Genomic DNA, 12,447 nt, shown 5'->3' on the forward strand with positions numbered 1-12,447 from the left:
TTGTTTTCTGAAATAAAAACAAAAAAACATGACTTTTTCAGTCATGTTTAATGAATCATTTAATTTTCAGGATAGAAAAAATTGGTCATCCGTTGTTTACTGAATTCATCTCCAACAAAATAGATAGTGTCATCAGAACTAAATTTAGCATAGGGGCCAGGAGAAAGGAGTATGTTATCTTGATGTGAGATTCCAATAATGGTTGCCGCTGTTTCATGCCATAAATTTAATTCACTAATACTTTTATTAAGATGATGCGCTTGGTCAGTTAAATATAATTCGAAAGGAACAAAGATGCTTTCGTGGTGCATTTTTTTAGTTTGGATAGCGAGGTTATTAATCAAAGTTGAAATTTGATTAAGTTCGTGTCGTTGCTTATCAATGCTTTGATAAATATCACTATTAATTTGTTGAATGGATTGGACATTTTTATATTGTTCTAAAAAGCTAATGGCTTTGTTTTTAGAAGCGACGGTGACTCCACTGCCATGTTTGGATTCTACAATTTCTAAATCAACGAGAACATTAACCGCTTTGCGAGCTGTCTCTGGAGAAACACTAAAAGTATTAGCTAATGTTGAGCGTGCGTGTAGTTTCGCTCCAACAGGATAACGCTCATCGGCAATTCGTTCGCTAATATCAAGTGCGACTTGTTGATATTTGGGTAAAGCAATTTGTTTTATAGGCTCCATAAGAAAAACCTCCTTATTCTAAATGACGTCTAACATTATCTTACTAAATTTAATGAAAGTTGCAACAAAAAAAGACGATGAAATGAATCATCGCCTTTTTATTAATATTAACCTAGGTAAGCAAAAGCTTTCTTTTCATCGTAAATGTGTAAAACATTTTGGAAAACAAAACGAGAAATTAAAGCGGCTACGATTGGGATTAGGAACCAAACAATTAATGCTGTAACAATGCTAATACTTGCTTCTCCCATATCCATTGATTTTAAAGGACCAACTAAACCAACTAAACCAAAACCAGCAGATTGTGGTGTACCAGAAACTTGGAATAAAGCGACTGGTATTGATGAAATAATTGAAGTTGTTAAGATGGGCAATAAAATAATAGGATGTTTGAAGAGATTAGGCATCATCATTTTCATAGCACCAGCAGCGATAGCGATTGTAATTCCAGATTTATTCGTTTTCCAAGAATGAACGACGAGAACAATGGCAGTTACGGCAACTCCCATGGCTGCAGCTCCAGCAGAAACACCATTCAATTGAATCGCTAAACCGATGGCTACTGTTGAAATAGGTGAGATGATTAAAATTGCAAAGAAACAAGTAATCAGGGCACTCATTAAAATCGGTTGTAAGTTTGTAAATGAGTTGATTAAATTACCAATCGCACCTGTGATTTTTGAAATATAAGGTAAAATCAAGAGGCCAATTAAACCACTACCAGCACCAATAATGATGGGAGATAAGACAATTTTAACTGAACCAAATTTTTCACCAATGAAGAGTGTTAATAAAATAGCTAAACTAGCTGTAATCATAGTATTGATTAAGTCACCCGTACCAGCAGAAACATAAACGGGTAGGTCTGTCACTGGATTAATAACAGCGGGATTAAATTTGGTGACCCCAGAACCAACATAAGCTGCACCGGCAACAATGGCCATGTCTAAGGGGTTAAACTTGAATTGTAATGCGATTAAGGCTCCGATTAAAAGGGGCGTTGCCACTTGGAAGATAACCACACCTTGTGTAATAAAGGCTGCGACAGGGCTTCCTGTAAATAGATTTAAAATGGCTGCTAAAACAGCATTGGGAATTAAACCAACAATAATACCAGTTGCTGTTCCAGCTAAAACTTTGTTAAAAAATTCTTTAGGACTCACTTTTTCGTACATTTTTATTCCTCCATTAAGTAACTAGAATTATTTAGCTTTTAAAATTCCTTCTTTAGCGTGAACTAAGCTAGTTAAGAAATCACAATAAGGTGTTGCAATCTGAAGAGCTTGCCCTTTGCGGCTTACAGCGCCATTGATGTAATCAATTTCAGTTAAACGATTATTTTTAATTAAATCTTGATGCATTGAAGGGTGGTGTAAACCAACGCCATTAGGGTCAAAGGTAGTAGCGACATGTTGATAAACTTCTTCTTCATCCAATGTGATATTTTCTTTTAAAGCCACTGTTGCAAACTCATGAATAATTGTACGAATCATATTTTCTGAAACAGCTTGTGTTCCTAAATCAGTAATATTACAGTCTAAAATAGTACATAATCCATTTAAAGTACCGTTAACGCAAGCTTTTCTCCAAACAGAATGCTTAACATTATCGCTATAAACGGCATTTAGGCCAGCTTCAGTAAAGATTTCTGTTACTTTTTTAGCAAAATCAGCTCCAGCAGGCTCAATATTCTCAAGTTCAACTTCACCTGTTCCAAATAATTTAGCTTTACCAGGACCTTCTAAACCAGCAGTCCACATCGTGATTCCTAATAAAATTTGTTCTTTGGCTACGTATTTAGAGATAACATCTTCGTGACCTAACCCATTTAACAAACAGATAACATGAGTCGTTTCATTGATGAGTGATTTGATAGAATTAAACATAGCATCTAATTGATTAGCTTTTGTTAAAGCAATAATTAAATCAACTTCTTGATCCAACGATGCGACTTCTTCAGGAGCATAGATTGGAATTTGGGCAACGATTGTTTCACCATTAAAATTAGCAATTAGTCCATTTTCGCGAATGGCTTTAATATGATCAGGCCATTGATCAATAAGGATAACCTCATTTCCTGATTCGTGAAGCATTAAACCAAAGCGACTTCCCATAGCTCCGGCACCTGCGATTGCAATTTTCATATATAAAACATCCTTTCTTTGATAGGTTTGTGTTTTGTTTAACAAGTAAATTATAAGGTAATTTTCAGAAAATGTAATTAAAATTGCCTGATAAAAAGTTTGTGAAAAGAATAACTATTAATTTGAGTTGATTTAAAGCTTTTTTTAATAAAATTTATTCTAATTAAGATAGAGTTAAAAGAATAAAACCAAATATTGATAACAATATCAATTTAATCTAAAAATCATCTTTCTAATCTTTTTATAATCAATTACGGTTGTTAGTATTGTAACATAATCAACAACAATAGATAGTTTTTTTAAATAAAATAACGAAAGCGTTTTTTTGTAAAAGTAGTTTCTATCATTTTATTTTAATATTAAAAAAGAGTACCTAATGAAAAAGATTATCAAAGAGCTTGACATTTATATTATGACTAGCTATGATTGATAACAATTAAAACTTTTAGCGCAGTAATGAATGAATGGTCGTCTTAGAAAATCGATGGTTGCTGAAAATCGATCGCCTTTATTTTATGAAGTACACTAAAAGTGTGACAATTATTTTAATATAATGACAAGAGAAAACAATTTTTGTTTAAAAATAAGGTGGTACCGCGGAAAAGTTCGCCCTTAACAAGTCTGTTAAGGGTGAACTTTTTTTGTGCATTATTAGGAGGAATAAAAGTGGAAAAAACAAGTTGTGGTGGGATTATTCGTTATCTTTCAAATGGATAAATATGAGTCAAATTTGAAAGGATGAGGGAAATGAATAAAAAAATAAGTTTATTAGAAGCTAGCATCGTATTATTGTTGGTTGTGATGGGCATTTCATTGTGTGTGATTGGTTTAAAACTATCGCCGAATATTGCCATTTTAGTGGCAATTACTTTTGTTATTCTTTATGTGTTGGTTAGACGATTGCCGTTAGAGTTAGTCAATCAAGGAATTGAAAAAGGCTTGTTACCTGGATTAATCCCTATTTTTATCTTTCTTTTAGTTGGAGCACTGATCTCTGTTTGGATTCAAGCTGGGATTATTCCAACGTTAATGGTTTATGGTTTTAAATTAATTAGTGTGAAGTGGTTTGTTCCTTCTGTTTTTATCGTGTGTGCCGTTATTGGGAGTGCCATTGGGAGTGCCTTTACAGTTATGTCAACGATAGGGATTGCTTTTTTTGGAATTGGAACCACACTGGGGTTGAACCCAGCCTTAGTGGTGGGTGCGATTGTCTCAGGTTCAGTGTTTGGGGATAAAATGTCGCCACTTTCAGAATCAACGAATTTAGCGTCAGCCATTGTTGGAGCTGATTTATTTAAACATATAAAAAATATGATGTGGTCAACAATTCCAGCGTTTGTGGTATCTTTAGTTGCTTTTGCAGTTTTAGGTTTTAATACAAGTCAAGCTGATTTAAAAGAAATTAGAGTGGTGACTCAGGTCTTGGAACACCATTTTTCGATCTCTGTTTGGTCATTATTTCCAATTCTCTTTATGTTACTTTGTGCTTGGAAAAAAATTCCAGCGGTGATTACAATCTTATTAAACGTTCTTTTGGGCATGGTCATGATTTTATTCCAGAATGGTTGGAGTATTTTACCTAAATTGGCTCAAGTTGTCGAAACAGGTTTTATTTCAGAAACTGGAAATGAACAGATTGATACTCTTCTTTCAAGAGGTGGGATTACGAGTATGTTACCAACCGTTTTACTGATTATCTTAACCCTTTCATTAGGAGGGATGTTAATGGAGATTGGCTTAGTTTCGACAGTCATAGAATCAGTCGCTAAGCATCTATCTTCTGAAAAACAATTAATCATTGTCACATTGTTCTCAAGTATTGGTGTTAACTTATTTATAGGTGAACAATTTTTATCTGTAATCTTACCAGGAAACGCATTTAAAGATGTTTATAAAAAAATGAATCTTGAACCTGTTGTTTTAAGCCGAACATTAGAAGATGGAGGGACCGTGGTGAATTATTTGATACCATGGGGAATAGCTGGTAGTTTTGTTGCGAATACGTTTGGAGTACCGACATTAGTTTACTTACCATTTGCTTTATTCAGTATTCTTTCACCTGTTTTCTCAATTGTTAGTGCAGTGACAGGCATTGGTGTTTCTAAAATTAAAAGTCAACCAGAATTTTAAAAAGATATCTACGATAAATAGAATTAATAAATGAATAAATAATAAAAATAAAACACATCAAATCTCTTTTTTAAAAAGGTTGATTTGATGTGTTTTTTTAGGTAGGGTTACTTTAAATGTTTAATTAGTGGTTTTAGTTGAGATGTATATAAATTGTGTTTCAAAATCCCCAAAAGCTTTTTGATGATTTTGAACCAAAGCATACATTCCAATGTTCATCAGTTCATCACCGTATATAGCTTGCCCATTTTCAAAATGATATTGTTGTTCAGGTGCTAGTCCTTGAAGTTTTAAGATTTTTAAAGCAGGTGAAGCAAAAGTTAAGACATGACAGTAGAAGAAAATTGCCTCGGATTTATCTTGAGAGACGAACATCCATGCCGTTTCATTTCCTTCATAAGGTGAACTGATACGATAGAAGTCACCATACTGGATTAATTGACGATGCTTTTTATAAAATGCAATTTGTTGTTTCATTTCTTCTTTTTCATCTGTTGTTAAAATAGTTAAGTCTAATTCATAACCTAGCAAACCAGACATTGCAACGTTTCCTCTAGTAGCCATCGTTGTCATACGTCCATTTTGATGATTTGGAGAGGCTGACACATGGGCTCCCATCGATGCGATTGGATAGGCTAAACTAGTACCATACTGTATTTTTAAACGTTCGATTGCATCTGTATTATCACTAGTCCAAATTTGAGGCATAAAAGCTAACATACCTAAATCAAAACGACCACCTCCGCCGGAACAGCTTTCAAACAAAACATCAGGAAAGGCTTTCGTAATTCGTTCTAAAAGTGCATAGAGCCCTAAGACAAAACGATGGGCAGCTTCTCCTTGTTGGTCGGCAGCTAACTGATTAGCATAGGTTTCTGAGAAGTTACGATTCATATCCCATTTTATGTAAGAAATGTTGGCTGAGTTTAAAATGGCAGCAATAGTAGTGAATAGATAATCTTGAACGTCTTCTCGTCCTAAATCGAGAACATACTGCATTCGGGCTGGTGAAATTCCACGTTTATCATAGTGAATGACCCAGTCAGGATGATTTCTAAAGAGTTCACTGTTCGGACTTACCATCTCAGGTTCTAACCATAATCCAAAATCAATTCCTCGTTGATTTGCCTGCTCGGCTAGATAACTTAAACCTTTGGGTAATTTTTCTTCATTGACAAACCAGTCTCCTAAGCTAGAATCATCTGAATTTCGTTTGCCAAACCAACCATCATCTAAAACGAAAAGTTCAACTCCTAAATTAGCTCCTTCCTCCATTAACTCGACAATTTTTTCTTCTGTAAAGGCCATATAAGTTGCTTCCCAATTATTCATTAAAATAGGTCGAACCTGATCTTTAAATTTAGAACGGACGATGTGTTTTTGGATAAATTGATGTAATTGTTGCGAGTAGTCGGTTAGACCATGTTCACTATAGCCTAAGATAGCTTCAGGTGTAATAAAAGATTCATCTGGATTAAGTTTCCATTGAAAGGTCTCATGATTAATTCCCATTTGTAAGCGAAGTTGTTCATAAGAATCTTTTTGGATGATCATTTCGTGGTTACCACTATAAATAAGTGAAAAACCTAAGACATCTCCTTGTCTTTCTGTAGTTTTGGGATCAACAATCGCAAAAAATGGATTTTGATTGTGGCTACTCGTACCCCGACGACTTTCTAAGCGTTTAATTCCAATTGAGATTTTTTCTCTTGTTAACTGTCTTTCTGCTCCCCAAGTTCCGGGTAAATGAATTAGTTCTTGGTTTGCTTCGGGTAAATCAAGATTAAAAGAAGCAAGCTGATTTATTTTGATGACTTCATCACTTAAGTTAGTAAGCTCTGTTTTACGAATGATGAAAGGAGAATCTTTGAAAATCGTATAATATAGGCTTAATTCAAGAGAAGATATAACATCTTTTAGAATTAAACGTAAGGTAGTCACATCAGCTTTAGCCCGTTGACAACTGGGTAATCCTTTAGGAGAAACGACGTCTTCAATGATTTCAAAACGATCATAACGAAAAGTCGCGTTGGAAGCTCCATCAGGAAAGCTCACTTCAAAACCAGGTTGTCGATAGTCACCTTGATTAGCACCTGGATACTCTTGTAAAAGAGCAGCTAAACTATGTTCATTCACTGTATCTCCTGGGAAGTTAGGAGCAAAAGAGCCACGAGTTCCAGTTGGATAATGATGATAATTAGAATAATGCTTTATTTTTTTTCCGAAGTAAATTTGTGTTGGTACACCTTTTACGAGGGTGATAATATAGCTGATTTTATGATTAGATAAATGGAAAATATGTTGTTTTTTATTAATATGAATCAAGAGAAGACACCGACTTTCTTATAATTTACCACCAGAGGTAGCAATCCCTTCAATAAATTTCTTTTGAAAAATAATAAAAATAATGACCATTGGCCAAATAGCAAGTAGTGATCCAGCCATCAATTGTGGATAGTTGGTGGTGTATTGCCCTTGTAAATTAGCTAATCCAGAAGATAAAGTCATTTTATCAATTGACATATTAACCACTAAGGGCCACATTAAGTCTTTAAAGGCAAATAACCCAGTAAAGATTGAAAGTGCAACTAACCCTGATTTAGCTAAGGGAAGCATGACTTTAAAAAAGGTTTGCCAAATATTACAGCCGTCTAACTTAGCAGCTTCTTCTAATTCACTAGGCAAACCTAAGAAAAATTGACGTAACAAAAAGGTGCCAAATGCACTGACAATTCCAGGTAAGACAAGAGCTGGTACCGAGTTTAGTAAATTCATTTTTTGAACTAATAGGTATTGTGGAATGATAAATATTTGAGTTGGAATCATCATTTGTAATAGAACGAGACCGAAAAATAGGTTACGTCCTGGAAACTCTAAACGAGCACAAGCATAAGCGGCCATTGCGCTAAATAAAACAGAGCCGATAATTCTGAAAAGAATCATCAAGAAAGTATTAACGTAGAAAGCGATAAAAGGTAGTTTATCAAGAACAATGTCAAAATTGCTCCATTGAAAATGTTCTGGAAAAATCGTTGGTGGCACGAGTACTGATTCTTCCAGTGTTTTACCAGAAGTTAAGATCATCCAGATGAATGGTAAAACCATCGCTAACGCACCAACGATGAGTAGAACATGAATAATGAGTTTGTTTCGCTTGGTTGTGTTTTTCATTCGCTATTATCCCCCTTAATAGTTAACCCATTTTTTCTGTAACTTCACTTGAACAGCAGTAATTAGCATGATAATCATCAGTAAAATCATCACAATGGCAGAACCATACCCTTTATCATTCATAATGAAAGAATGTTTGTAGAATAGGTAAACTAGTGATTGCGTTTTTGGTAAAGCAGCATTGGTCTTATCAATCATCATAAAAATTAAGTCAAACACTTGAAGTGAGTTGATGATAGTTGTCACGAGAACAAAGAAAAGCGTTGGTGTGACTAAAGGTAATGTGATGGAAAAAAATTGTTTAATTGGACTTGCTCCATCAATATTTGCTGATTCATAAAAGTCTTTTGGAATTTCTTGTAGGCCTGAAAGAAGTAAAACCATGTTATAACCGACCGTACTCCAGATACCTACAATGGCGATTGCAATAATTGCCGTATGTGGATTAGTTAACCAACTGGGACCATCAATTCCGATTTTTTCAAGAAGCACGTTGATAATGCCATAATCAGAGTTAAATAACCATCGCCAAATCATCGCTACGGCAGCTGGTGTTGCAACCACAGGTAAGAAGAAAAGAGTACGATAAAAGGAAATGCCTTTGATTTTTTGATTCAGTAAAAGTGCTGAAATCATCGATAAAACAATGATAAAAGGCACTGCAATGATAGTATAAAGCAAGGTGTTAGCGACCGCTTGCCAAACTTCGGTATCGCTAAATAATTTTTGATAATTTTCTAAACCAGCCCATTGAGTTTTTCCGAATCCCCCTGATTTTTGAAAACTCATAATTAACGTTTGAATGGCTGGAATAATATTCAAGACCATAAGACCAAGCAAGGTGGGGGCAATGAAAATTATCCCCCAAAAGATTTGATCCTTTTTATATTTTTTTAATTGTAGCATATGTAAAGCCCCCCTCTAAATATCCTACTTCAAAACTTCATTGACTTCTTTAACCATTTTTTTAGAAACGTCAGTAACAGAAGCTTTGTTGTTTAATAAGTCAGCTAAATTATCTGTTTCAATAGTTTCAACTTTTAGCATTTGATTTGAAAATGGACGAATGACATCATAGTCCATCATATCGATATAAACTTTAGTATTAAATTCTTTTGAACTATTAATCCATTTAGCGCTTGTTCCTTCATAAGCTGGAATGGCTGAACCCATTTCTGCTGAAATTAGGTTTGCTTCTTCAGAACCTAGGAAAGCAACAAAATCAAGTGCAGCTTCTTTGTTTTTACTAGAAGCAGAAACAGCGTTACCTAATCCATTATAAACAGTCGCTCTTGTTTTACCTTTAGGCAAGACCGCAACGTCAGTATTTTTAACCATATAGTCGTTAGCTTTAAAGTCTGCTAACATCCAAGATCCAAATAGTCCCATCCCCAGGCGTCCTGATTGCATATATGAAACAGGTTTGTTTTCAGAAAGTTGTTCTGCAGTTGGAGATACGTGATGTTTGTTGATTAAATCAGTATAAAATTGCATTGCTTCTTCAGTATTAGGTTGATTGAATGCTGATTTTGTACGATCATCATTTAAAATTTTACCTTCGTTTTGATAGATAAAGTTCCAATACCCTTCGTGTCCATTGTTAGGAGCAGCAAAGCCGTAGATGCCATTTTTTTCATCGGTTAATTTTTTAGCCGTTTCCAAGAAAGTATCCCATGTCCAAGAGTCATCTGGATAGGCTAGCTCAGCTTTGTCAAATAAGGTTTTGTTATACCATAAGGCAATTGTATCAATATCTTTAGGAATAGCATATTGCTTATTTTCTAAGGAATAAAGTTGAGAAATTTCTTTTGGAAATTTATTCATATTAATTTTTTTGTTGTTTTTGGTTAGTGCGTTTAAATCTTGTAAGATACCATTACTCATATAACGGTGTACTTCATTCGAATGCATCCAAAAAACATCAGGGAGACTTTCCCCTGTAGCGGCAGCATCTAATTTGGTCCAGTATTGATCCCAAGGTGTTACTTCAACGTTGACTTTAATATTCGGCTGTTTTTTTTCAAAAGCGTCTGCCATTTTTTTCATACCAGCTTCTTGGTTTGTATCCCAAATCGCATAAGTAATGGTTTGTTGCTCATTAGCTCCTTTTTTAGATTCGTCTTTTTTAGCTCCACAACCTACTAAAATTCCCCCTAGTGCCATTAGTGCTAAACTGCGTAAAACCCATTTTTTCATGTTGACTCCCCCGTTTCTTTGATAAACTAAGAATATCATAAAACGCTTACAATTCCCTTGTCGTTTTTTTAGTAAAACTTATCTGAATTTTAGTAAAAATAAAATAACGAGGAAGAAACCTTTTAGTGTTGACCCTTGTAGAGTGAAGGAGCTTGTCCAAATTCTTCTTTGAAAATTCTTGAAAAGGATTGGATACTTTCATAGCCAACCATTTCAGCAACTTCTGTAACAGAAAACCCCCCGACTTCTAGTAAAATCGAAGCTTGGTATAAACGATATTTTTTGAGGTAAACCATTGGGGGAATACCAAGTTCATCTTTGATGACTTGGCTGAGATAAGAGGGATTTAAGTTCATGCTTTTAGCAATACCCGTAATCGTTAAATTATGAAACATATAATGTTTTTTGACGTAAAGCATAAAAGTATCACTGTATTTCTTTTTTAGCGTTTGATTGAGTAACGTTTTATTTGTGACATTTCCACCATCCAATTGATAAAATAAATCAAAAAAGACTGAGTAAATTTGTAGACGTTTATTGGCATTAAAATAGTCAGCATTAATTAAATATTCAAATTTTTCAGAAATAGACTCAATATCACCAACGATATTACCTGCGACTGTATTTTGTTGGATATTACAGCCACTTAAAACCGAGATGACTTGTTTTCCATCAAAACCAAACCAGTAGTAAGTCCAAGGGTTTTTTGGATTAGCGTAATAAAAAACTGTTTTATCCGGACGAATTAGAAAAAAATTTCCTTTTTTTAAGTGGTAGGTATGACCATCCGTTTCAAGAGTACCTTGACCCGAAACGACATAGTGGATCACATACCCATCACGAATATGAGGGCCGTAAGAATGATCTGGATGACAGGCTTCATAACCGACATTGTAAAAATAAAAATCAGTAAAAAGTTCTTCATTGATAAAAATATCTCGATAATTACGAATCATTAATATCCACCTCTTAATTGTCTTAAATTTATTTAAAAATTACCATTTGTTCTGGTCACTTAATAAGCAAATTTTATTTTACTATAAAATTTTAAAAATAAATATTATTAAGATTATTCAGCTCAAGTAAGAGTGAAAAAAATCATTTTCTTATGGTTTTATACTAAAAATATGTTTTAGTATAAAATAAAAAACGGAGCTTTTTGTAGTGCTGTCCCAAAATTAGAATGTCAGTCTAACTTATGGGGGCATACATTAAAGACTCCGTTTTTTATTTTTAATCTTGTTGATAGATGCGGTGTAAAATTTCTTGGCCTGTTTTAGTGGTTGCTAAGCCGCCTTCAGCAGTTTCTTTAAAAATAGAAGGCATTTGTTGGCCAACTTGATACATTGCCTCAACGACCTCATCAGGTGGAATGACACTCTTTATTCCAGCAAGTGACATATCGGCTGAGATAAAGGCTTGACTTGCACCTAAGGCATTTCGCTTAACGCATGGCACTTCAACTAATCCAGCCACAGGGTCACAAATAAGCCCTAACATATTTTTTAAAGTAATCGCAACGGCTTGAGCAGATTGTTCAGGTGTTCCACCCATTAATTCAACGATAGCTGCACTAGCCATTGCACTAGCAGAACCAACTTCAGCTTGGCAACCGCCAGCCGCACCACTAATTGAGGCTTGGTTAGCAATAATTAAACCAAACGCACCTGCGGTAAATAAAAAATCAATTTGCTGTTCTAGCGTTATCTTTTTTTCTTCGATTAAAGCAGCCAAGACACCAGCGACAACGCCAGCACTTCCAGCTGTTGGAGTGGCACAAATAAGTCCCATCTCAGCATTAACTTCGTTGACAGCGATCGCATTTTGGACGGCCTTTAAAATAGTTTTGCCACTTAAAAATTGATTTTCATCAATATAAGTATGCATCCGAGTAGCGTCACCACCCGTTAAACCCGTGACGGAAGTTACTCCTGCTACGCCTTTTTCTACAGATTTTAACATGACTTTTAAATTATTTTCCATGTGCTGCATAATAGCTTCTCTTGAATGTTGAGAAGATTCTATTTCGGCTTGAATCATGACTTCATGAACGGAACCAGCTTGTTCAGCTAATTTAACAAGTTCTTCAATTGTTTGAAACATTTAAATTCTCC

10 protein-coding genes are annotated in these 12,447 nt (G+C 34.7%); 1 reads left to right on the forward strand and 9 read right to left on the reverse strand.

The window, feature by feature from the left end; translation table 11 throughout:
* Positions 1 to 59 precede the first annotated feature (59 nt).
* From ACTJFD_RS03555 to ACTJFD_RS03565, 3 genes are all read right to left on the reverse strand, one after another.
* Positions 60 to 692 carry a GntR family transcriptional regulator gene (locus tag ACTJFD_RS03555; RefSeq protein WP_442259720.1) on the reverse strand — a complete coding sequence of 211 codons (633 nt, stop codon included), beginning with the start codon at positions 690 to 692 and terminating at the stop codon, positions 60 to 62.
* Positions 693 to 799: 107 nt separating this feature from the next.
* A complete protein-coding gene (locus tag ACTJFD_RS03560; RefSeq protein ID WP_442259721.1) occupies positions 800 to 1,867 on the reverse strand; it encodes a PTS sugar transporter subunit IIC in 1,068 nt (355 codons plus the stop codon).
* 27 nt (positions 1,868 to 1,894) lie between these two features.
* Positions 1,895 to 2,836, reverse strand: a complete 942-nt coding sequence (locus tag ACTJFD_RS03565) for a 2-dehydropantoate 2-reductase (protein WP_442259722.1) — start codon at positions 2,834 to 2,836, stop codon at positions 1,895 to 1,897.
* A 738-nt stretch (positions 2,837 to 3,574) separates the two neighbouring features.
* On the opposite strand from ACTJFD_RS03565, the gene nhaC reads away from it, so the two are divergent.
* Entirely contained in the window at positions 3,575 to 4,966 is a 1,392-nt protein-coding gene (nhaC, locus tag ACTJFD_RS03570; RefSeq protein WP_442259723.1) for a Na+/H+ antiporter NhaC, read from the forward strand.
* A gap of 120 nt (positions 4,967 to 5,086) precedes the next feature.
* On the opposite strand, the gene ACTJFD_RS03575 is transcribed toward nhaC, so the two are convergent.
* The 6 genes from ACTJFD_RS03575 to sdaAA form a co-directional block, all read right to left on the reverse strand.
* Positions 5,087 to 7,291, reverse strand: a complete 2,205-nt coding sequence (locus tag ACTJFD_RS03575) for an alpha-galactosidase (RefSeq protein ID WP_442259724.1) — start codon at positions 7,289 to 7,291, stop codon at positions 5,087 to 5,089.
* An 18-nt stretch (positions 7,292 to 7,309) separates the two neighbouring features.
* Positions 7,310 to 8,137 (reverse strand): carbohydrate ABC transporter permease, encoded by an 828-nt coding sequence (locus ACTJFD_RS03580; protein ID WP_442259725.1) that lies wholly within the window; start codon positions 8,135 to 8,137, stop codon positions 7,310 to 7,312.
* 15 nt (positions 8,138 to 8,152) lie between these two features.
* Positions 8,153 to 9,043: a carbohydrate ABC transporter permease gene (locus tag ACTJFD_RS03585; RefSeq protein WP_442259726.1), complete on the reverse strand. Its 891-nt coding sequence runs from the start codon at positions 9,041 to 9,043 to the stop codon at positions 8,153 to 8,155.
* A 24-nt stretch (positions 9,044 to 9,067) separates the two neighbouring features.
* Positions 9,068 to 10,333: an ABC transporter substrate-binding protein gene (locus ACTJFD_RS03590; protein ID WP_442259727.1), complete on the reverse strand. Its 1,266-nt coding sequence runs from the start codon at positions 10,331 to 10,333 to the stop codon at positions 9,068 to 9,070.
* Between the two features lie 122 nt (positions 10,334 to 10,455).
* Complete coding sequence (locus ACTJFD_RS03595) at positions 10,456 to 11,289, reverse strand: AraC family transcriptional regulator (RefSeq protein WP_442259728.1); 834 nt, start codon at positions 11,287 to 11,289, stop codon at positions 10,456 to 10,458.
* A 277-nt stretch (positions 11,290 to 11,566) separates the two neighbouring features.
* Positions 11,567 to 12,436, reverse strand: coding sequence for an L-serine ammonia-lyase, iron-sulfur-dependent, subunit alpha (gene sdaAA / locus ACTJFD_RS03600; RefSeq protein ID WP_442259729.1), 870 nt, complete (start codon positions 12,434 to 12,436; stop codon positions 11,567 to 11,569).
* Positions 12,437 to 12,447: the final 11 nt, after the last annotated feature.

The organism is Vagococcus sp., from assembly GCF_052102835.1.
Lineage (GTDB): Bacteria > Bacillota > Bacilli > Lactobacillales > Vagococcaceae > Vagococcus.